Annotated in this window: 21 protein-coding genes; 15 read left to right on the top strand and 6 right to left on the bottom strand. The window is 67.8% G+C overall.

What is annotated here, in order from left to right; translation table 11 throughout:
* Positions 1-10 precede the first annotated feature (10 nt).
* Complete coding sequence (locus WT24_RS19465; protein WP_060035594.1) at positions 11-1,432, bottom strand: M20 family metallopeptidase; 1,422 nt, start codon at positions 1,430-1,432, stop codon at positions 11-13.
* Positions 1,433-1,594: 162 nt separating this feature from the next.
* Here WT24_RS19465 and WT24_RS19460 point away from each other — a divergent pair, with 162 nt between their 5' ends.
* The 4 genes from WT24_RS19460 (at position 1,595) to WT24_RS19445 (ending at position 5,322) form a co-directional block, all read left to right on the top strand.
* The gene (locus WT24_RS19460; RefSeq protein WP_059498987.1) at positions 1,595-2,548 is read left to right on the top strand and encodes a LysR substrate-binding domain-containing protein; all 954 of its coding nucleotides are present in this window, start codon (positions 1,595-1,597) and stop codon (positions 2,546-2,548) included.
* A 64-nt stretch (positions 2,549-2,612) separates the two neighbouring features.
* Positions 2,613-3,743, top strand: coding sequence for a tRNA 2-selenouridine(34) synthase MnmH (gene mnmH / locus WT24_RS19455; RefSeq protein WP_059789818.1), 1,131 nt, complete (start codon positions 2,613-2,615; stop codon positions 3,741-3,743).
* Positions 3,740-4,798 carry a permease gene (locus WT24_RS19450; protein ID WP_060035592.1) on the top strand — a complete coding sequence of 353 codons (1,059 nt, stop codon included), beginning with the start codon at positions 3,740-3,742 and terminating at the stop codon, positions 4,796-4,798. The genes mnmH and WT24_RS19450 overlap by 4 nt, the downstream gene beginning before the upstream one ends.
* Before the next feature lie 101 nt (positions 4,799-4,899).
* The gene (locus WT24_RS19445; protein ID WP_034207242.1) at positions 4,900-5,322 is read left to right on the top strand and encodes a hypothetical protein; all 423 of its coding nucleotides are present in this window, start codon (positions 4,900-4,902) and stop codon (positions 5,320-5,322) included.
* A gap of 37 nt (positions 5,323-5,359) precedes the next feature.
* Here the strand turns inward: WT24_RS19445 and WT24_RS19440 are convergent, their stop codons facing one another.
* Positions 5,360-6,193 (bottom strand): ABC transporter permease, encoded by an 834-nt coding sequence (locus tag WT24_RS19440; protein WP_060035590.1) that lies wholly within the window; start codon positions 6,191-6,193, stop codon positions 5,360-5,362.
* Positions 6,194-6,199: 6 nt separating this feature from the next.
* Positions 6,200-7,114, bottom strand: coding sequence for a nodulation factor ABC transporter ATP-binding protein NodI (nodI, locus tag WT24_RS19435; protein WP_060035587.1), 915 nt, complete (start codon positions 7,112-7,114; stop codon positions 6,200-6,202).
* Positions 7,115-7,444: 330 nt separating this feature from the next.
* On the opposite strand from nodI, the gene WT24_RS19430 reads away from it, so the two are divergent.
* On the top strand, positions 7,445-7,942 hold the full coding sequence (locus WT24_RS19430) for a universal stress protein (RefSeq protein ID WP_059498982.1): 498 nt from the start codon (positions 7,445-7,447) through the stop codon (positions 7,940-7,942).
* 87 nt (positions 7,943-8,029) lie between these two features.
* On the opposite strand, the gene WT24_RS19425 is transcribed toward WT24_RS19430, so the two are convergent.
* The 3 genes from WT24_RS19425 to lexA are packed head-to-tail and all read right to left on the bottom strand — an operon-like array spanning position 8,030 to position 9,793.
* Positions 8,030-8,755: a DUF2939 domain-containing protein gene (locus WT24_RS19425; RefSeq protein WP_060035585.1), complete on the bottom strand. Its 726-nt coding sequence runs from the start codon at positions 8,753-8,755 to the stop codon at positions 8,030-8,032.
* Between the two features lie 29 nt (positions 8,756-8,784).
* Complete coding sequence (locus WT24_RS19420; protein WP_006476078.1) at positions 8,785-9,120, bottom strand: hypothetical protein; 336 nt, start codon at positions 9,118-9,120, stop codon at positions 8,785-8,787.
* Between the two features lie 25 nt (positions 9,121-9,145).
* Positions 9,146-9,793 (bottom strand): transcriptional repressor LexA, encoded by a 648-nt coding sequence (gene lexA / locus WT24_RS19415; protein WP_059498980.1) that lies wholly within the window; start codon positions 9,791-9,793, stop codon positions 9,146-9,148.
* A 264-nt stretch (positions 9,794-10,057) separates the two neighbouring features.
* Here lexA and WT24_RS19410 point away from each other — a divergent pair, with 264 nt between their 5' ends.
* The 10 genes from WT24_RS19410 (at position 10,058) to rbsK (ending at position 21,566) form a co-directional block, all read left to right on the top strand.
* Entirely contained in the window at positions 10,058-11,095 is a 1,038-nt protein-coding gene (locus WT24_RS19410) for a sulfate ABC transporter substrate-binding protein (RefSeq protein WP_059498979.1), read from the top strand.
* 123 nt (positions 11,096-11,218) lie between these two features.
* Complete coding sequence (gene cysT, locus WT24_RS19405) at positions 11,219-12,112, top strand: sulfate ABC transporter permease subunit CysT (protein WP_060035583.1); 894 nt, start codon at positions 11,219-11,221, stop codon at positions 12,110-12,112.
* Positions 12,109-13,053, top strand: coding sequence for a sulfate ABC transporter permease subunit CysW (cysW, locus tag WT24_RS19400; protein ID WP_059789822.1), 945 nt, complete (start codon positions 12,109-12,111; stop codon positions 13,051-13,053). The genes cysT and cysW overlap by 4 nt, the downstream gene beginning before the upstream one ends.
* A gap of 13 nt (positions 13,054-13,066) precedes the next feature.
* Positions 13,067-14,125 carry a sulfate/molybdate ABC transporter ATP-binding protein gene (locus WT24_RS19395; protein WP_060035581.1) on the top strand — a complete coding sequence of 353 codons (1,059 nt, stop codon included), beginning with the start codon at positions 13,067-13,069 and terminating at the stop codon, positions 14,123-14,125.
* A 75-nt stretch (positions 14,126-14,200) separates the two neighbouring features.
* Positions 14,201-15,127 carry a CysB family HTH-type transcriptional regulator gene (locus tag WT24_RS19390; RefSeq protein WP_034207252.1) on the top strand — a complete coding sequence of 309 codons (927 nt, stop codon included), beginning with the start codon at positions 14,201-14,203 and terminating at the stop codon, positions 15,125-15,127.
* Between the two features lie 720 nt (positions 15,128-15,847).
* Positions 15,848-16,798: a sugar ABC transporter substrate-binding protein gene (locus tag WT24_RS19385; protein WP_059498976.1), complete on the top strand. Its 951-nt coding sequence runs from the start codon at positions 15,848-15,850 to the stop codon at positions 16,796-16,798.
* 145 nt (positions 16,799-16,943) lie between these two features.
* Positions 16,944-18,557, top strand: coding sequence for a sugar ABC transporter ATP-binding protein (locus WT24_RS19380; protein WP_059498975.1), 1,614 nt, complete (start codon positions 16,944-16,946; stop codon positions 18,555-18,557).
* Entirely contained in the window at positions 18,554-19,573 is a 1,020-nt protein-coding gene (locus WT24_RS19375) for an ABC transporter permease (protein WP_059789824.1), read from the top strand. The genes WT24_RS19380 and WT24_RS19375 overlap by 4 nt, the downstream gene beginning before the upstream one ends.
* A 35-nt stretch (positions 19,574-19,608) precedes the next feature.
* On the top strand, positions 19,609-20,640 hold the full coding sequence (locus WT24_RS19370) for a LacI family DNA-binding transcriptional regulator (RefSeq protein WP_034207256.1): 1,032 nt from the start codon (positions 19,609-19,611) through the stop codon (positions 20,638-20,640).
* Positions 20,637-21,566 carry a ribokinase gene (gene rbsK / locus WT24_RS19365; protein ID WP_060035579.1) on the top strand — a complete coding sequence of 310 codons (930 nt, stop codon included), beginning with the start codon at positions 20,637-20,639 and terminating at the stop codon, positions 21,564-21,566. The genes WT24_RS19370 and rbsK overlap by 4 nt, the downstream gene beginning before the upstream one ends.
* Positions 21,567-21,757 lie beyond the last annotated feature (191 nt).

Here is a 21,757-nt window from a genome sequence, read left to right as displayed (position 1 = left end):
GCGAAGCGCGTTACAGGGCGGCGCCGGCCGCGGCGGCTGCCGCGCGGCGAACGGGCGGCGCGTCGTCGCCGAGATCCCAGAAGAGGCCGGCCATCATCTGCAGCCCCTCGCTGACGACGCTCGCGAGCAGATGCTCGTCGGGCGCGTGCTGCGAGCACGCCGGGTACGAGTGCGGCACCCACAGCGTCGGCAGCCCGAGCGTGTCGGCAAACACCTCGTTCGGCAGCGTGCCGCCGAGATTCGGCAGGATCGCGGGCTTCTTGCCGGTGGTGCGCGCGAGCGACGCGACGGCCCAGCGGACCCACGGATCGTCCGGCGGCACGCGCGTCGCCGGTGCGCCGCGTTCGACGTCGATCTCGATGTCGGCGAAGCCGTGCGCATCGAGATGCGCGCGCAGATGCGCATGCAGCGCTTCCCAGTCGGTGCCGACGACGAAGCGCAACTGGCAGTGTGCATACGCGGCGGGCGGAATCGCGTTGACGGGATGCTCCGGGTTGCCGGCCTTGAACGCGAGAATCTCGAACGTGTTCCAGCCGAATACGCGCTCGGCGGCGGACAGGCCGGGCTCGCCCCAGTCGGCGTCGAGCGCCGGGTCGCCGGGGCCGCCGCCGACGGAGAGATCGGCAAGCGCGTCGCGCACGGCAGCCGGGATCGGCGGCGGGCGCAGCCCCGCGACGCGAATCGCGCCGCGCGCGTCGACGAGGCTCGCGAGCGCATGCGCGAGCACGATCGCCGGATTGCGCAGCAGTCCGCCCCAGTTGCCGGAGTGATGTGCGCCGTCGCGGGCGTGCAGGCTCAGCTTGAAGTTGACCGCGCCGCGCGAGCCGAGAAATACCGTCGGGCGCGCGGCGGCGATGCGCGGGCCGTCGGACGCGATCAGCACGTCGGCCGCGAGCGCGTCGCGTTCCCGGCGGCACAGCGCGTCGAGGCCCGGCGACCCGGTTTCCTCGCCCATCTCGATCAGCAGCTTCGCGTTGAAGCCGAGCCGGCCGCCGCGTGCATCGAGCACGCTCGCCAGCGCGGCCAGGTTGATCGAGTGCTGGCCCTTGTTGTCGGCGCTGCCGCGGCCGTACCAGCGGTCGCCGTCGGCCGTCAGCGTCCACGGCGACAGCGGCGCGCGCCACTGCGCGTCGTAGCCGCGCACGACGTCGCCGTGGCCGTAGATCAGCACGGTCGGCAGCGCGTCGTCTTCGTGGCGCGACGCGAGCAGGAACGGGCCGCCGCCGTCGACGGGGTTGTCGACGATCCGCGACGCGAAGCCGAGGCGGGCGGCCTCGGGCGCGATCTCGTCGGTCAGGTAGGCGCGCAGCGCGGCGCCGCTGCCGCTTTCCTGGCTTTCGGTGCGCAGGCCGACGCGGCGGCTCAGGGTCGTGAAGAATGCACCGGATTCGAACTGGTTCAGTGCGTGCTGGATAGCGGCGGTACGGCTCAAATCGTGTCTCCTTTGATGGTTCGCTACGCGCGGGCCGTGCACGCAACGTGAAGTGCGATCGATTCTAGAAAGCCGGTTTTTTTGTCACAATGATCGAATTTCGAACCTTTCTTTGCCGAAAAGGCAAAGCAGCGCGACCGGATGCGGCGCGGAGACAGAACGATGGCGGCTTTCCTGCATGGTCTGGCGTTGCGATATTTCGTCGAGGTGGCGCGTACCGGCTCGATCAGCGACGCGTCCGCGCGGCTGCACGTGGCCGTGTCGGCGATCAGCCGCCAGATCGCGAAACTGGAGAGCGAGCTCGGCGCGCCGCTGTTCGAGCGGCGGCCGCGCGGGATGGCGCTGTCGGAGGCCGGCGAGCGGTTGCTGGCGTTCGCGCAGCGCAGCCTGCTGGAGGCCGAACACGTGATGAAGGACATCGGCGGGCTCGACGCGCTGCACGGCAGCCTGCTGAAGATCGCGTGCTCGGAGGGGTTCGCGATCGATTTCCTGCCCGGCGTGCTCGCGAGCTTCAAGGCGCGCCACCCGGGCGTCGATTTCACCGTGTGGGTCGTGTCGCCGGCGGACGCGACCCGGCGCGTGCGCGACGGCGATGCGGACATCGCATTGACCTTCAGCCTCGCGCCGGAGAAGGGCGTGCGCGTCGACCACACCGAACGCGCGCCGGTCTTTGCGCTGGTCCGGCACGATCATCCGCTCGCGGCGCGCGACGCGGTGTCGCTCGCCGACGTTGCGCGGCACGCGCACGTGCTGCCCGAGGCCGGCACGACGGTGCGTCAGTTGATCGACATCGCGTGCGCGCTCGACGGGCTGCTGCTCGAGCCCGAACTGACGAGCAACAACACCGCCGCGATGTACGGCTACGCGCGGCGCACGGGCGCGGTGATGTTCACCGGGCTGTTGTCGGTGCGCGATCGCTCCGATGCGGACGGCTTCGTCGTCGTGCCCGTGACGAACCCGCAATTGCGCGAACGCAGCATCCAGGTGCAGACGATGGCGGGGCGCGATCTGCCCGCGTCGGTGCGCGCGTTCCGCGACCACCTGATCGACGCGATGCAGGCCGCCTCGCCGCCGCCGACTGCCGCGCGACGCCCGGGACGCCGGCCCGTGAGATAATCGTCAATCCGCCTTCCGTGCCCATGCGGCTCCCCGAGCCGTATCGCCCCTGTTCGACGCCAAATTGAAGAACCTGATTGTCACCCTCGATCGCGCCGGCGAGTTCGACGAGATCATCGACGTGCGCACGCCGCTCGAGTTCGCCGAGGATCATATTCCCGGCGCGCTGAACGCGCCCGTGCTCAGCAACGAAGAGCGCGTGCTCGTCGGCACGATGTACCGCCAGGTATCGCCGTACGAGGCGACGCGCGTGGGCGCGGCGATCGTCGCGCGCAACATCGCGCGCCATCTCGATACGACGTTCGCCGACCGGCCGCGCAACTGGCGGCCGCTGATCTATTGCTGGCGCGGCGGCAAGCGCTCGGGCTCGATGACGACCTGGTTCAACCTGATCGGCTGGAAGGCGCGCCAGCTCGACGGCGGCTACAAGGCGTACCGCCAGTCGGTGTGTGCGACGCTCGATTCGCTGCCGACGCGCTTTCGCTACATCGCGCTCGTCGGCCATACGGGCTGCGGCAAGACGCGCCTGCTGAACGCGCTGCGCGACGTGGGCGCGCAGACGCTCGATCTCGAAGCGCTCGCATGCCATCGCGGCTCGCTGCTTGGCGCGCTGCCGGGCAAGCCGCAGCCGGCGCAAAAGGGGTTCGATTCGGGGCTCGTCGAGACGCTCGGGCGTTTCGACCCCGAATGGCCGGTGTTCGTCGAGTCGGAAAGCCGCAGGATCGGCCTCGTGCAGTTGCCGATCGCGCTGATCGACGCGTTTCACGCGGGGCCGTGGGTGCAGGTCGAGGCGGCCCACGACGAGCGGATCGCGTTCCTGCTCGACGATTACGCGCATCTGTTCGACGAACCCGATGCGTTCAAGGCGCAGCTTCATCGGCTGATCGGCCTGCACAGCCGCGAAGAAGTGACGCGCTGGAAGGGGCTGATCGATGCCGGCGCGCGGGCCGATTTGTTCGCCGAACTGATCGACAAGCATTACGATCCCGCCTATGCGCGCACTTACCGCGCGACGTACAACAAGCCGAACCGGGCGCTGACGTTCACGTTCCGGCCCAACGCAGCCGACGTGCGCGATCAGGCGCGCAGGCTGCTGGCCGAACTCGCGCGAGCCGGACTGCCCGCATCGGCCGCGCTTGCCGCCGGCGCGACATCCGAAACCGACAAAGACCAATCGACGACCACCGCACGATGACGACCACACGCACCCAACCCACTCCGGCGCTCGGCTGGATGACCTTCCTGCTGATCGCGGTCGCGGGCCTGTTCTATGTGAAATGGTTCCCGTACTACAACAAGGCGTTCGTTGCCGCCGAGCACCATTCGATCGGCCAGTCGATCCTGATGGGCACGTCCGCGGCCGCGCCCGAACCGTCGCTGAAGGCGGCGCTCGACTATGCGTGGGCGTACGGCAAGGCGATCTGGCAGGCGATGGTGCTCGGCCTGCTGCTCGGCTCGGCCGTGCAGGCGCTGTTGCCCGCGCACTGGGTGGCGCGCGTGCTCGGCCGCACGGGATTCGGCAGCGTCGCCGCGGGCGGGCTGCTGTCGCTGCCCGGGATGATGTGCACGTGCTGCGCGGCGCCGGTCGTGGCGGGCTTGCGTGCGCGCCATGCGTCGCCGGGCGGCGCGGTCGCGTTCTGGCTCGGCAATACGGTGCTGAACCCGGCGGCGCTGGTGTTCATGGGCTTCGTGCTCGGCTGGCACTGGAGCGCGCTGCGCGTCGTGCTCGGCATCGCGATGGTGTTCGGGATCGGCTATCTGCTGAACCGCATCGCGCGTCCCGAAGACCGCAGCATCGACGATGCGCAGCTCGCCGCGCTGGCGGCCGAGCAGGCCGCAGCCGGCAATCCGTTCGTCCGCTGGATGAAACTGCTCGCACGCATGGCCGTGCGGCTCGTGCCCGAATACATCGTGCTCGTGCTGCTGCTCGGCGCTGCGCGCGCATGGCTGTTCCCGCATATCGGCCCGGACATCGGCAATCATCTCGGCTGGATCGTCGCGTTCGCGGTTGCGGGCATGCTGTTCGTGATCCCGACGGCCGGCGAGGTGCCGATCATCCAGGCGATGCTGTCGCTCGGCATGGGCGTCGGCCCGGCCGCCGCGCTGCTGATGACGCTGCCGCCGATCAGTGTGCCGTCGCTGGCGATGCTCGCGCGTTCGTTCAAGCCCTACATGCTGGCGATCGTCGCGGCGCTCGTCGTCGTGTTCGGGATCGCGAGCGGCTTGCTCGCGATCGCGTTCGGGTTCTGACGCATGCAAACGGCGCGCCCGTCGCGCGCCATCGTCGTATTCATCCGGCGCCGCCGCTTCACGTGTGCGGCGCCTTTTACAAGAAGCAAACAGGAAAACGCATGACCCAACCGAAGATCCATCCTCGACTCGAAAAGGCGCTGACGCGCGGCGATCTCGCGATCCGCCAGGCCAATTCCGCGCGGGCGACTGCCGTGCTGCAGGCACTCGGCACGATGATCATCGAGGCCTCCGCAACGATCGGTGTCGAGGCCAGCATCGACATTCCGCAAGGCGATCGGATTTACGATCCCGTCAACGGCCTGTGGCCGCAGAAGATGCTGGTGTCGTTCGACGGCCCGGTGGACGAAGCCGACAAGGAAGAGCTGCGCACGGTCTATCTGCTGGCCGACGATCCGGGCACGCAGTTTCGCGTCGAATGGCATCGTGCGGACGGCAAGCTCGGCCGCCAGGAAGGCGGCCCGCTCGCGACCGTCGCGTTCCTGACCGACGTCGAAATTCCGTGGAGCGACGACGACGAGTAATGTCGTCGCATGAAGCCGGCGGCCGGTGCGCCGGCCGTCAGCGCATCATCCGCCGCCGGAACAGCCATGCGGACAGCAGGAACCCACCGACCGCGTAGCCGGCGAGCACCGCGACGTGCAACGCGATGTCGGTCGCCGGCCGGCCGAGCATCGCAGGGCGGATCAGCTCGACCGCGTTCGCGAGCGGCAGCGCCTGCGCCGCGTGCTGCGCGAGCGGCGGCAACTGCGCGATCGGGAAGAACACGCCCGACAGCAGCAGCATCGGCGTCAGCACAAGCGTCTGATAGAACATGAAGAAATCGTACGACGGGGCGAGCGCCGTGACGATCATCGCGATGCTGGCAAACGCGAGGCCGGCCAGCGCGATCACGGGCAGCACCGCGAGCATCGACGGAAACTGCGCGTAGCCGAGCCCGCCCGCGACGAGCATGATCGCGCCGCCCGACAACATCGCCTTGCTGGCCGCCCAGACGATCTCGCCGAGCACGATGTCGCCGAGTGCGAGCGGCGTATGCATGATCGCTTCCCACGTGCGTTGCACGTGCATCCGCGAGAAACCCGAATACATCGATTCGAAGCTCGCGGACATCATCACGCTCGAGCCGACCGTGCCGGCCGCGAGAAACGCGATGTACGACACGCCGTCGACGTGGCCGAGCATCAAGCCGAGCCCGAAACCCAGCCCGAACAGATAGATCATCGGATCGGCGAGATTGCCGAACATCGACGCGAGCGCGAGCTTGCGCCACACGAGATAGTTGCGCCGCCAGACGGCGATCCAGTTGCTGGCGTTCGCCGGCATCGCTATCGCGAAGCGCGATTCGCGCGGCGGGGCCGATGACGTGGTGGCGGAATAGTGACGGACGTCCATGGTCGATCAATCCTGCATCTCGCGGCCCGTGAGCCGCAGGAACACATCCTCCAGATTGGCCGGGCGATGCAGATAGCGCAGCCCCGTACGGCCCTTGAGTCGTGCGCTGACCGGCTCGGGATCGGTCACATAGCAGAATAGCGTCTCGCCGCTGATCTCGGTGTGCTTCGCGAATGCCGACAACTCGTCGCGCAGCGCGGCCGGATCGGGCCCGTAGATCTCGATCACGTCGCAACCGATCTCCGATTCGATCAGCGCGTGCGGCGCGCCTTCGGCGATCTTGCGGCCTTCCTCGATCACGCACAGCCGATCGCACAGGCGCTCGGCTTCCTCCATGAAATGCGTGGTGATCAGGATCGTCTTGCCGCGTGCGAGCAGCGAGCGCAGCCGCTCCCACATCAGGTGCCGGGCCTGAGGGTCGAGGCCCGTCGTCGGCTCGTCGAGCACCAGCACATCGGGATCGTTGACGAGCGCGCGGGCGAGCGTAAGGCGGCGCTTCATGCCGCCCGACAGCTCGCCGACTTTCGCATCGGCCTTGTTCTCGAGCTTCGCGAATTCGAGCAGCGGCGGCACGAGTGCGCGTGCAGCCTGCGCCGACATCCCGAAATAGCGGCTGAACACGAGCAGGTTTTCCCGGACCGTGAAGTCGGGGTCGAGGTTGTCGAACTGCGGGACGACGCCGACCCGCCGGCGTGCGTGTCGCGCACGCGATGGAACCGGTTCGCCGCACAGCGAAATGGCGCCAGCATCGGGATGCGCGAGGCCGAGCAGCATCTTCAGCGCCGTGGTCTTGCCGGCGCCATTCGGCCCGAGCAGGCCGTAGCATTCGCCGGCCTTCACGTTAAAGGACAGCCCGTCGACGACGAGCTTGTCGCCATAGTGCTTTTCGACGTTGCGGAAATCGATCGGTGCGACGGACATGGGCGGGTTGTCGTTGTAAGCGGGCGCGTTCCGCTACCGGTGCGTGGCGGGCTGGCGAACGGATCGCGCGAATGCGTGTCACACGGGCATGGTCGAAGCACACGATGCCGGCGCGACGCGGCCCGCTCGAGATGGAACGGGCCATTCTAGTGCATCGGCTGCATCGCTTCAGCGCATGCCTGCACGGTGCGATGCAGGTGCGCACCGATCGTGCACCGCATCATCGCGCACGCGCCGCGCGGGGCGAATCAGCGTTTTCCATCCCTTGCGTCCTGAATTGCGGCGCACCATGATGAATGCGTAGGCTCGTTGTTGCGATAGGGAGGCTCCATGGCTAGCTACAACAAGATTTTGCTGTGTTACGACGGCACGCTCGAGGGGCGCAAGGCGCTGCGTTGCGGCGCCAATCTCGCGATGGACCTGAAGGCCGAAACGCATTTGCTGTCGGTCGTCGACATGCGTTCGAGCATTGCGCAAAGTGCAGGCTTGCTGACCGATGTCGCATGCGGCCGCTTCGAGGAAACCGCGCGCGAAATTCTGCAGGAAGGCGTGAACTGGCTGCGCGAGCGCGGCGTCCAGGCCGAGGGCCATTTCGCGTTCGGTTATCCGATCGACGAAATCGCGAATCTCGCATCGGAGCTGAAGGTCGATCTCGTCGTCGTCGGGCACCGGTGCCGCAGCGGATTGTCGAGATGGTGGATGGGGTCGGGCAACACGCAACTGCTCGATCGCGTGAACTGCAGCATTCTGGTGGCGTGTTCGTCGGCGGAAGAGCAGAAGGCCGAAATCGCACGCGAGCGTGAAGCGACCATCGCGAGCGGCAAATGATCTAAAGGCCGGATGGCCGCCTGACCGGCGATGCATGTCGGTCAGGCGTCGTACTGCATCGGCAGGGCGCGTGTCGAGCGCGGCCTGCTACGCATGCAGGTCGATGCCGGACAATTTCCACGAGAACAGCCCGAAGCGGTGAAAGATCGCCGCATAACGCGTGCCGTCGGCGCTGCGCTGATACGTCACGACGAATTCATCGATATTTCGGTAGCCCGCGCTGGTTTGCTGCTGGTGCGGTGCTGGCGTTGCTTCGCTCGGGCTGGCCGGTGCGGCGGGCGCGGGTGCCGGTGCCGGCAACGATGCGGCCGAAGCGGCCGCGTTGCCGCCCGGTGCGCCGGCACTTGCCGGCGCCGGATTGGCGGCCGGTGCGGCAGGCGTGTTGCCGGGTGCATTGCCTGCTGGCGGCGGGTTCGACCATTCAGGCGGACGCTCGCCCGGATTGCCGCGTGGCGGCAATCCGTTCATCAGTGCGGCCACGCCCTCCGGGGTCGCGTACGCATCGACCAGCGGGCCGATCAGCGCAGAGCCGATCAGCGCGCCAATCACCGCGAACGGATTATTTTTCTTCACGGCGTCGATCCGACGCATCAACTCTTCCGTGACCTGCTGCTTCAGGCTGATGCGCAGCGACGGAAAGTCGACATATTCGCTGATCGCCTGCGCATCACGCGCATCGATCGCCGATTTCAGGCGGCCGAGCGCGACATACGGCGACGCGTACGCATAGCCGAGCGTCGCAATGACGGCGACGACCAGCACGACGATCAGCAGGGGCTTGAGGCGCCGTGCGCGGCGCGACGATTCAGTCACGTTGCCTCCGGTGCGGGAACGTTCCGCAATCAGAGACCGCCCGGCGTGGCCGATCGTTCCTCTGCAATGCAGCGATCGATCATGCGGCACACGGCATCGATCGTACCCACCATGATCAGGCGCGAGCGGCCGTGATAGACGCGCACCGGCGCGCGGCGTGCGGGTTCCGCGTGATTCAGACCGGCATTCAGCGATACCCGCGCGAATGCGGGAAGCGCTGACGGCAGCAGGGACGCCTGCCGTTCGACTGCGACTTCTTCTTGCACTGGCGCCGCCGCGGACAGCGGTGCGCATGGCGTGCGGCCGCGCAGATGACGCAGGCGACCGAATTGACGGAAAGGCAGCAGGCGGGCAAGGCGTTCCATGATGTTCTCCTGGCGAGATGGAATGTCAGAGTTCGCCCGAGCGGATCAGCCCGACGGCGATGCCTTCCAGCGCGAAATCCGCGCTGCCGGCCTTGACGAAGATGTTTTCGTAATCCGGGTTCTCCGCGATCAGCTCGAGGCCGCCGGGCCGGCGCATCAGGCGCTTGACCGTGACGTCGTCGCCGAGACGCGCGACGATGATCTGGCCGTCCTTCGCTTCCGTGCGCTTCTGCACGGCGAGGAGGTCGCCATCGAGAATGCCGGCGTCGCGCATCGACAGGCCGCGCACCTTCAGCAGGTAGTCGGGCTTGCTGGTGAACAGCGCGGGATCGCATGCGTAATGCTGCGAGATGTGCTCCTGCGCAAGGATCGGGCTACCGGCCGCGACGCGGCCGACGAGCGGCAGCGACAGTTGCATCAGGCCGGCGTGCGGCAGCGTGAACTGGTGCGGGGTGTCGTCGATGCCGAGCAGCCGGATGCCGCGCGATGCGCCGGCGGCCAGCTCGATCACGCCCTTGCGTGCCAGCGCGCGCAGATGCTCCTCGGCCGCATTCGGCGAGCTGAAGCCCAGTTCGGCCGCGATCTCGGCGCGGGTGGGCGGGAATCCGGAGCGCTCGATCGCGCGACGGATCAAGTCGAACACTTGCTGCTGGCGGGCGGTGAGTTTGGTCATGGCTCAACTGTATGGATAGACAGTGAGCTGTATTTTTATACAGTACTTGGTGAATTTCAAGTGTTACTTGAGGTTCGACGCGATCGCGCCGGTTCCGGCGCGATTTCGCGACGCCCGGACGCCGGTTTGTCCGCCGCAACCGTCCATCCCGTATGCGTTAGCACTTTTGAGTATTAAAAAATGAGGAACGATTATTTTTAATCATGTAACCCGTTCGCTAGACTGGCCCGACATCGCAATACCGACAACACTGGAGAACCAAGGATGGCGAAGCGCAATACGGGGCTGGTGGGCGGGGTGGGCCGCCTGATCGCAACACTCGCGCTGGGCGCGGCGGCGGCGCTGGGCGTCGCGACGCATGCGCAGGCCGATACGACTTTCCTGAACGTGTCGTACGACCCGACGCGCGAGCTGTATCAGGATTTCAACCAGGCGTTCGGCAAGGAGTGGAAGGCGAAGACGGGCGAAACCGTCAACTTCAAGCAGTCGCACGGCGGATCGGGCGCGCAGGCGCGCTCGGTGCTCGACGGCCTGCAGGCCGACGTCGTCACGCTGGCGCTGGCGTACGACATCGACGCGCTCGCGAACAAGGGGCTGGTGAACAAGGATTGGCAGAAGCGTCTGCCCGACAACGCGTCGCCGTATACGTCGACGATCGTGTTCCTCGTGCGCAAGGGCAATCCGAAGGGGATCAAGGACTGGGACGACCTGACCAAGCCGGGCATCTCGATCGTCACGCCGAATCCGAAGACCTCGGGCGGCGCGCGCTGGAACTACCTGGCCGCGTGGGCATACGCGCTGCACAAGCCGGGCGGCAACGAGCAGACGGCGAAGGAATTCGTCACGAAGCTCTACAAGAACGCCGGCGTGCTCGATTCGGGCGCGCGGGGCGCGACGACGAGCTTCGTGCAGCGCGGGATCGGCGACGTGCTGATCGCGTGGGAAAACGAGGCGTTCCTGTCGGTCAAGGAATTCGGTACCGACAAATTCGAGATCGTCGTGCCGTCGGTGAGCATCCTGGCCGAGCCGCCCGTCGCGGTGGTCGACAAGGTGGTCGACAAGAAGGGCACGCGCAAGCTGGCCGAGGCCTACCTGAATTTCCTGTATAGCCCGCAGGGCCAGGAAATCGCGGCGCGCAACTATTACCGGCCGCGTTCGAAGAACGTGCCGGCGGAGCTGACCAGGCAGTTCCCGAAGCTGAAGCTGTACACGGTCGACGACACGTTCGGCGGCTGGACGAATGCGCAGAAGACGCATTTCGCGGACGGCGGCGTGTTCGATTCGATCTACAAGCCGCAGTAACGCCATAACGACAAGCGGCGCGCCACGACAGCGCGCCGCATCCCCGACGGGCCGCCGGCGCGATTCACTGCGCCGGCGTTTGCGTCGGGCCCATGAGCAGCATCGACCCAGCAAGAGCATCCGATGACGACGTACACCTTTCGCAAGCCGAGCGCGCTGCCCGGTTTCGGCGTGACACTCGGCATCACGGTGGCCTATTTGAGCCTCGTGGTGCTGATTCCGCTCGCCGCCACGTTCCTGAAGACCGCGACGCTGTCGTGGGAGCAGTTCGTCACCGCCGTCACGTCGCCGCGCGTGCTCGCGTCGTACCGGCTGACGTTCTCGGCCGCGTTCGGCGGCGCGCTGATCAATGCCGTGTTCGGCTTCCTCGTCGCGTGGGTGCTGGTGCGCTACACGTTCCCCTTCAAGCGCCTCGTCGATGCGATCGTCGACCTGCCGTTCGCGCTGCCGACGTCGGTGGCCGGCATCTCGCTCGCGGCCGTCTACGCGACCAACGGCTGGGTCGGCCAGTATCTGGCGCCGCTCGGCATCAAGATCGCGTTCACGCCGGCCGGCGTGCTGGTCGCGCTGACCTTCATCGGGCTGCCGTTCGTCGTGCGCACCGTGCAGCCGGTGCTCGAGGATTTCGAGCGCGAGCAGGAAGAAGCCGCCGCATGCCTCGGCGCGTCGCGCTGGCTGACGTTCCGGCGCGTCGTGCTGCCGGCCGTGCTGCCGGCGCTGCTCACCGGTTTCGCGCTCGCGTTCGCGCGCGCGCTCGGCGAATACGGATCGGTGATCTTCATCGCCGGCAACGTGCCGATGAAATCCGAGATCACGTCGCTGCTGATCATCACGAAGCTCGAGCAGTACGACTACGCGGGCGCGACTGCGCTGGCGGTCGTGATGCTGGTCGTGTCGTTCCTGATGCTGCTGCTGATCAACACGCTGCAGTGGTATCTGCAGCGCAGGACGAGCAAGGGCGCGAGCGGTCCGGCGCCCGCCGCCGTCAGCGCCGTCGCCGCAGGAGGCCAGCAATGAGCCAGGAGGCCACCGTCGTGCTGAAAACCCCGTCGCCCACCGCGCGCGCCGCGAAGCGGCTCGACCCCGTCAGCGAATCGCGCGTCGTGCGCTGGCTGCTCACGGGCATCGCGCTGGCGTTCCTCGCGTTCTTCCTCGTCGTCCCGCTCGCCGCGGTGTTCGTCGAGGCGCTGCGCAAGGGCGTCGGCTTCTATCTCGAATCGCTGGCCGATCCCGATGCGTGGTCGGCGATCAAGCTGACGCTGACCGTCGCCGCGATCGCGGTGCCGCTGAACCTCGTGTTCGGCGTGTGCGCATCGTGGGCGATCGCGAAGTTCGAATTCCGCGGCAAGGCGCTGCTGACGACGCTGATCGACCTGCCGTTCTCGGTGTCGCCGGTGATCTCGGGCCTCGTGTACGTGCTGCTGTTCGGCGCGCAGGGATGGCTCGGGCCGTGGCTGCAGGATCACGACGTCCAGATCATCTTCGCGGTGCCGGGCATCGTGCTCGCGACGATCTTCGTCACGTTCCCGTTCGTCGCGCGCGAGCTGATTCCGCTGATGCAGGCGCAAGGCACCGACGAGGAAGAGGCCGCGCGCGTGCTCGGCGCGTCGGGTTGGCAGATCTTCCGCCGCGTGACGCTGCCGAACGTGAGATGGGGCCTGCTGTACGGCGTGATCCTGTGCAATGCGCGCGCGATGGGCGAGTTCGGCGCGGTGTCGGTCGTGTCCGGCCACATCCGCGGCGTGACCGACACGATGCCGCTGCACGTGGAGATCCTGTACAACGAATACAACTTCGCGGCGGCGTTCGCGGTGGCGTCGGTGCTGGCGCTGCTCGCGCTCGTCACGCTCGCGCTCAAGCTGATCGCCGAGCGTCATCTCGCGGCCGAACTGGCCGACGCGCACGACGCCGTTCCCGCACATGCCGGCCCTGTCGGCGCCGTTTCGTCGAAATCGTAAAGAGGCAACCAGAATGGGTATCATCGTCCGTAACCTTCAGAAGCGCTTCGGCGATTTCACGGCGCTCGACAACGTGTCGCTCGACTTTCCGCCCGGCGAACTGGTCGCGCTGCTCGGGCCGTCCGGCTGCGGCAAGACCACGCTGCTGCGCGTGATCGCGGGCCTCGAGCACGCGGACGCCGGCCAGGTCGTGCTGCAGGGGCTCGACGTGGCGTCGGTCGGCGCACGCGACCGCCAGGTCGGCTTCGTGTTCCAGCACTACGCGCTGTTCCGCCACATGACGGTGTTCGAGAACGTCGCGTTCGGGCTGCGCGTGAAACCGCGCCGCGAGCGGCCGTCGGAAGCCGCGATTCGCGACAAGGTGCATGAGCTGCTCAAGCTCGTGCAGCTCGACTGGCTCGCGCAGCGTTACCCGTCCGAGCTGTCGGGCGGCCAGCGCCAGCGCATCGCGCTCGCCCGCGCGCTCGCGGTCGAGCCGAAGGTGCTGCTGCTCGACGAGCCGTTCGGCGCGCTCGACGCGAAGGTCCGCAAGGAACTGCGCGGCTGGCTGCGTCGCCTGCACGACGACCTGCACATCTCGACGATCTTCGTCACGCACGACCAGGAAGAGGCGCTCGAAGTGGCCGATCGCATCGTCGTGCTGAACCGCGGCCACGTCGAGCAGGTCGGCAGCCCGCAGGACGTCTACGATCATCCGCAAAGCGCGTTCGTGTACGAGTTCCTCGGCGCGGCGAACCGGCTGCCGGGCACGGTTGCCGGGCGTGGCTTCGTCGCCGAGGGTGCGGCTGCGCCGATCGAGGTCGACGCCGACTTCGCGGGCCCCGCGAACGCTTACGTGCGGCCGCACGATCTGCAGCTGTGGCCGGCGGGCGAAGGCCACCGCGACGGCATCGCGGTGGACGTGCGGCGCGTGATTCCGCTCGGCGGTTCGGTGCGCGTGGAGCTCGAGGCGCGCGCGGGCGGCGCGCTTGAGGCGGAACTCGACCGCGACGCATGGCGGGCGCTTTCGCTGCAGGTCGGCGACGGCGCGACGGCCGTGCCGCGCGCCGTGCGGGTGTTTCCCGCACGTTGACGAGACAATGCAGGGCAGAGGGCGGGATTCGCTCCGATTCGACAATCAAACAACGACAGCCTAAGAGGCATACCCATGAATTTTCAGCAATTGCGGTTCGTGCGCGAAGCGGTGCGCCAGAACATGAACCTGACGGAAGTCGCGAACGTGCTGTACACGTCGCAGTCGGGCGTGTCGAAACAGATCAAGGATCTGGAAGATGAGCTGGGCGTCGACATCTTCATTCGGCGCGGCAAGCGGCTGACGGGGCTCACGGAGCCGGGCAAGGCGGTGCACCAGCTGATCGAGCGGATGCTGCTGGACGCCGAGAACCTGCGCCGCGTCGCGCGCCAGTTCGCCGATCAGGACAGCGGCCACCTCGTCGTCGCGACGACGCACACGCAGGCGCGCTACGCGCTGCCGAAGGTGATCCGGCAATTCACCGACGTGTTCCCGAAGGTGCATCTCGCGCTGCGCCAGGGCAGCCCGCAGCAGATCGCGCAGATGATCCTGAACGGCGAGGCCGATCTCGGCATCTCGACCGAGGCGCTCGACCGCTATCCGGACATCGTCACGTTCCCGTGCTATTCGTGGCACCACACGGTCGTCGTGCCGAAGGGCCATCCGCTCGTCGGCCGCGAGAACCTGACGCTCGAGGAGATTGCCGAGTACCCGATCATCACGTACGACCAGGACTTCACGGGCCGCTCGCACATCGACCAGGCGTTCGCGCAGGCGGGCGCCGTGCCCGACGTCGTGCTGACCGCGATCGATGCGGACGTGATCAAGACCTACGTCGAGCTCGGAATGGGGATCGGCGTCGTCGCGGCGATGGCCTACGATCCGCAGCGCGACACGGGGCTCGTCGCGCTCGACACGCAGCACCTGTTCGAGGCGAGCACGACGCGGGTCGGCCTGCGCAAGGGCGCATTCCTGCGCGCGTATGCGTACCGGCTGATCGAAATGTTCGCGCCGCATCTGAACGAAGCGGAAATCGCGGGGCTGTTGCGCGAAGCCGTTTGATGGCGCATGTCGCACGCCGTCCGGGCAGATGCCGCGGACGGTGCGCGACACGCGCCGCGCATAGCCTGCCGTACACCGCACCGGGCGGCGGCGGGATTGCCGCCGGCGCGTCCGAATCATCGGCCGAGGCATCCGATCAGGTGCGTCGCGTCAGGACGACCGGCACGCGTTTCCGTGCCCACGGAAAAACAAGAACGCTTTGCAACGCCGAATCTCGGTGCGGAACGCACGATCGGCAACCATCCTCATTCACGAAGCAGCGCGATACGAATCGCCGGTTCAGTCACAGTCGACCACATATCGGGCGGTGGATGCCGGCGATCCGCGTGCCGATCGCGTCGTTCGCGCCGAACCGCTTCATCATCGGCCCGCCGCCGGCGACGCGCGTCGGCGAGCCGCCTTCGGCATCGCGACTGTCGCATTTGCGCGTCGTGAAGCGCGCTCGCGCGCTCCGAATAAACCCTTAAATATTGATCAGACAGGTTGCGCGCCGAAGCGAATCGGTACAGCATAGCCTTCACTCCGCCGGCGTCCCGCAGGCGGTGGCGCGTCGACGACAGCACGCGCCAGGCAGTCGGCCGTCTGCCTTGCTTCCATTCCGTGGTACCGACAGCAGCATCGATGGCCATTGCCCGGGTAGTGTGGCGCAAACGTTTGCTCACATTAAAACAACAACCGAACAACAATCCGGCCCTTCGGGCCAGTCGCCAGGAGATGTGTATGAATGTCCGCTTTCGCCGTCGCTTCCTGACCGCCGCGCTCGCCGCCGTCGCGGTGGCCGCCGCACCGGCTGTCCACGCGCAATCCGCGGCCAAGCCGAAGGTCGCACTCGTGATGAAGTCGCTCGCCAACGAGTTCTTCCTGACCATGGAAACGGGCGCGAAGGAATACCAGAAACACAACGCGAACCAGTTCGACCTGGTCACCAACGGCATCAAGGACGAGACCGACACCGCGAACCAGATCCGCATCGTCGAGCAGATGATCGTCTCGAAGGTCGATGCGATCGTGCTCGCGCCGGCCGATTCGAAGGCGCTCGTACCGGTCGTGAAGAAGGCCGTCGACGCAGGCATCGTCGTCGTGAACATCGACAACCGGCTCGATCCCGACGTGCTGAAGTCGAAGAACCTGAACGTGCCGTTCGTCGGCCCGGACAACCGCAAGGGCGCGCGCAAGGTCGGCGATTACCTCGCGAAGCGGCTGAAGGCGGGCGATCAGGTCGGCATCGTCGAAGGCGTGTCGACGACCACCAACGCCCAGCAGCGCACGGCCGGCTTCCAGGACGCGATGAAGGCGGGCGGGATGAAGGTCGTGTCGGTGCAGTCGGGCGAATGGGAGATCGACAAGGGCAATGCGGTGGCCGCCGCGATGCTCAACGAATATCCGAACCTGAAGGCGCTGCTGTGCGGCAACGACAACATGGCGATCGGCGCCGTGTCGGCCGTGCGCGCGGCCGGCAAGCAGGGCAAGGTGCTCGTGGTCGGCTACGACAACATCAACGCGATCAAGCCGATGCTGAAGGACGGCCGCGTGCTCGCGACCGCCGACCAGTACGCGGCGAAGCAGGCCGTATTCGGCATCGACACGGCGCTCAAGGCGATCGCCGAGCATCGCAAGCAGGCCGACATGTCCGGCGTGGTCGAGACGCCGGTGGATCTCGTGACGAAGTAACGCCGCACCGGTCCGGCTGCCGCCCTCAAGAATCCGGCGCGGCGGCCGTTATCCGGTGTGAGCGCGATCACGGCCACTGCATGCACATGCACTTGTGAGCGTCATATCCGCGCGCCCCGTGCGCGCGGCCGCAACCAGGATCGCGATGGAACCGACCTTCCAACCCTCCCGTTCAGCCCACCCCGTGCTGTCCGTATCCGGCATCGGCAAGACCTATGCCGAACCCGTGCTCGCCGACGTCACGCTGACGCTCGACGCGGGCCAGGCGCTCGCGCTGACGGGCGAGAACGGTGCCGGCAAGAGCACGCTGTCGAAGATCATCGGCGGGCTCGTCGACCCGACCGCCGGCACGATGCAGCTCGGCGGCCACGCCTATGCGCCGGCGAGCCGCACGCAGGCCGAGGCGCTCGGCGTGCGCATGGTGATGCAGGAGCTGAACCTGCTGCCGACGCTGAGCGTCGCCGAAAACCTGTTCCTGAACCGCCTGCCGCGGCGCTTCGGGATCATCGATCGCGCGCGGCTGCGCGACGACGCGCGCGCGGCGATGGCGCAGGTCGGGCTCGACGCGGTCGATCCGGATACGCCGGTCGGCGCGCTCGGCATCGGCCACCAGCAGATGGTCGAGATCGCGCGCAACCTGATCGGCGACTGCCGCGTGCTGATTCTCGACGAGCCGACCGCGATGCTGACCGCGCGCGAAGTCGAGCTGCTGTTCGAGCAGATCGACCGGCTGAAGGCGCGCGGCGTCGCGATCGTCTACATCTCGCACCGGCTCGAGGAACTCGCGCGCGTCGCCGAGCGCGTCGCGGTGCTGCGCGACGGCAGGCTCGTGCATGCGGGCGACATGGCGGCGACCACGTCCGACGGGCTCGTCACGCTGATGGTCGGGCGCGAGATCGGCGAACATATCGATCTCGGCGAACGTCGTTTCGGCGCGCCGCGGCTCGCGGTGTCGGGCCTCACGCGCGGGACGGCCGTGCGCGACGTGTCGCTCGAGGTACGCGCGGGCGAGATCTTCGGCATCTCGGGGTTGATCGGCGCGGGTCGCACCGAGCTGCTGCGGCTGATCTACGGTGCCGACACGCCGGATGCCGGGACGATCGCGGTGGGCCAGCCGCTGAAGCCGGTGCGGATCGCGTCGCCGGTCGATGCGGTGCAGCAGGGCATCGCGCTGATCACCGAGGATCGCAAGGGCGAAGGGCTGCTGCTGTCGCAGTCGATTACAGCGAACGTGTCGCTCGGCCAGCTCGACCGGCTCGCGCGCGGCGGCATCGTCGATTCGGCGCGCGAGACCGCGCTCGCCGAGCAGCAGATCGACGCGCTGCGAATCCGCACGCACGGGGCGACGCAGCCGGTCGGCGAGTTGTCGGGCGGCAACCAGCAGAAGGTCGTGATCGGCCGCTGGCTCGCGCGCGACATGGGCGTGCTGCTGTTCGACGAGCCGACGCGCGGGATCGACGTCGGCGCCAAATTCGAGATCTACACTTTGATGGGCGCGCTCGCGCGCGAAGGCCGCGCGCTCGTGGTCGTATCGAGCGACCTGCGCGAGCTGATGCTGATCTGCGACCGGATCGGCGTGATGTCGGCCGGCCGCATGACGGCCGTGTTCGAGCGCGGCAACTGGACCCAGGATGCGCTGCTGGCCGCGGCGTTCGCCGGCTTTGGCCGCGAGACGCCGGCGGCCGCCATGCAGCATCCGGATGCGGGGCAGGCGCGCGGCGCCGCTCCGGGCACTTCGACGACAGGACCACAGCAATGACCCAGCCTCCCGTATCCCCGACCGACGCAGGCGCGCAGCAGGACGTGACGGGGCGCCGCGCGCGCACGCTGTCCGGCACGCGGCTCGGCCTGTCGAACTATCTCGGGCTCGCCGGCGCGCTGGCCGCGATGATCGCGCTGTTTTCGGTGCTGAGCGCGCACTTCCTGACCTACGACACGTTCAGCACGATCGCGAACCAGATTCCCGATCTCGTCGTGATGTCGGTCGGGATGACCTTCGTGCTGATCATCGCAGGGATCGACCTGTCGGTCGGCTCGGTGCTCGCGCTCGCCGCGTCGATGGTCAGCGTCGCCGCGCTGAAATGGCAGTGGGGGCCGCTGCCGGCCGCGCTGATCGGGATCGCGGTCGCAACCGCGACGGGCACGCTGACCGGCGCCGTCACGGTCGGCTGGCGGATTCCGTCGTTCATCGTGTCGCTCGGCGTGCTGGAGGCCGCTCGCGGCCTCGCGTACCAGCTGACGAATTCGCGCACCGCGTATATCGGCGACGCGTTCGATTTCCTGTCGAACCCGATCGCGCTGGGCATCTCGCCGGCGTTCCTGATCGCGGTCGCGGTGATGATCGCGGCCCAGTTCGTGCTCACGCGCACGGTGTTCGGGCGGTATCTGATCGGGATCGGCACGAACGAGGAAGCGGTGCGACTTGCAGGGGTTAACCCGCGGCCGTATAAAATTCTCGTATTCGCACTGATGGGCGCGCTCGCGGGGCTCGCGTCGCTGTTCCAGATTTCGCGGCTCGAGGCGGCCGATCCGAACGCGGGCGCGGGCCTCGAACTGCAGGTCATCGCCGCCGTCGTGATCGGCGGCACGAGCCTGATGGGCGGGCGCGGCTCGGTGATCAGCACGTTCTTCGGCGTGTTGATCATCTCCGTGCTGGCCGCGGGGCTGGCGCAGATCGGTGCGAACGAGCCGACGAAACGGATCATCACGGGTGCGGTGATCGTGGTGGCGGTCGTGCTCGATACGTATCGCAGCCGGCGTACGCGCGTGCGGTAAGAAGACACACAGAACAGACCAGAGAGAAACGGGAAATGGCGACGATCAAGGATGTGGCGGCCATGGCGGGCGTGTCGTTTACGACCGTCTCGCACGTGGTGAACAATTCGCGGCCGGTGTCCGCGGATGTGCGTGCGAAGGTCGAGGGCGCGATCCGCGAGCTGAATTACGTGCCGTCGGCCGTGGCGCGCTCGCTGAAGGCACGGGCGACGGCGACCATCGGCCTCGTCGTGCCGAACAGCACGAATCCATACTTCGCGGAGCTTGCGCGCGGCATCGAGGATCAGTGCGCAGCCAACGGCTATTGCGTGTTCTTCTGCAATTCGGACGACGATCCCGTGAAGCAGCGCAATTACCTGCGCGTGCTGCAGGAAAAGCGCATCGACGGTCTGATCGTCGCGTCGGCGGGCGAGGACGCGGTGCTCGCGCAGACGCTTGCCGATATCCACGCGCCGCTCGTCGTCGTCGATCGCAACATCGAGGGGCTCGCGGCCGATCTCGTACAGATCGACCACGAGCGCGGCGCGTATCTGGCCACGCGCCATCTGCTCGAACTCGGGCACGCTAAGATCGGCTGCATCACCGGGCCGACCGACACCGCCGTCAGCGCGATGCGCGTGCACGGCTTCATCCGCGCGATGGCCGAGCGCGGGGTCGACATCGTGCCGGGCGCGATCGCCGAAAGCGATTTCTCGTGCCTGGGCGGCTATCACGCGGCGTCGCGGCTGTTCGAATCGGTGCGGCCGAGCGCGATCTTCGCGGGCAACGACCTGATGGGAGTCGGCGCGCTGCGCGCGGCGGCCGAGCGCGGGATGCGCGTGCCCGACGACTGCTCGATCATCGGGTTCGACGACATCGAATTTTCCCGCTACACGTATCCGGCGCTGTCGACGGTCGGCCAGTCGGTGCGCGCGCTCGGCGAAATGGCCGCGCAGACGCTGATCGAACGGATCGGCGGCGGTTCGAGCGCCGTGCCGAGCCGCCGCCGCGTCGTGTCGCCGCGCCTCGTGCTGCGCGAATCGACGGCGGTCTATCGCGAGCCGGCCGCGCCGGGCGCTCGCGCATGACGGCGACCGCCACGGGCGCCGGCCGCGTGACGGTGGTCGGCAGCCTCAACATGGATCTCGTCGTGCGGGCGCCGCGGTTGCCTCTGCCGGGCGAAACGCTGGCCGGGCATGCGTTCGCGCAGGCAGCGGGCGGCAAGGGCGGCAACCAGGCCGTCGCCGCCGCCCGGCTTGGCGCGCACGTCGCGATGATCGGCTGCGTCGGCGCGGATGCGCACGGCGCGGCACTGCGAGCGGGCCTCGAGGTCGAGGGAATCGACTGCACGGGGCTCGCGACGAGCGCGTCGGCGTCGACCGGCGTCGCACTGATCGTCGTCGACGATGCGAGCCAGAACGCGATCGTGATCGTCGCCGGCGGCAACGGCGAGGTCACGACCGACACGATTGCCCGGCACGAGGCCGCGCTCGCGGCGGCCGACGTGCTGATCTGCCAGCTCGAGACGCCGCCGGACGCGGTGTTCGCGGCCTTGTCGGCCGGGCGCCGGCTCGGCCGCACGGTGGTGCTCAATCCGGCCCCGGCCGTCGCGCCGCTGCCGGACGGCTGGCTGCCGCTCGTCGATTACCTGATCCCGAACGAGGTCGAGGCGGCCGCGCTCACCGGGCTGCCGGTGCGCGACCCGGCGGAGGCCGAAGCCGCCGCGCGCTTGCTGCAGGCCGGCGGCGCGCGCAACGTGCTGGTCACGCTCGGTGCGCGCGGCGTGCTCGCGTTGACGGCCGACGGCGCCGCGCGACACTATCCGGCGCCGGTGGTGCAGGCGGTGGACACGACGGCGGCCGGCGACACCTTCATCGGCGGCTTTTCCGCACGGCTCGCGGCCGGCGCGGACGTCGACACGGCCATCCGCTTCGCGCAACGCGCGGCGGCGCTGTCGGTCACGCGCGCAGGCGCACAGCCGTCGATTCCGAGCCGCATCGAACTGGCCGACTAGGACCGGATCACCGCTTTCCGGTTCCGCTACGCGGCCCGTCCGTCGCACGAGACGGACGGCCGCGTACCGGTGCGCCTTTCTCCTGTTCGCCATTCCGACCCGAATTGCGTCAATTATTCAGTCATTTGTAATAAACAGACGAATAATTCGAAATAATGACGCCAAAACCATCAAGTTATGCGCCACACGGT

This window comes from Burkholderia sp. MSMB1078WGS (assembly GCF_001528895.1).
GTDB lineage: Bacteria > Pseudomonadota > Gammaproteobacteria > Burkholderiales > Burkholderiaceae > Burkholderia.
Note: the sequence above shows the minus strand (reverse complement) of the source record. Positions and strands in the feature narration are given on the sequence as shown.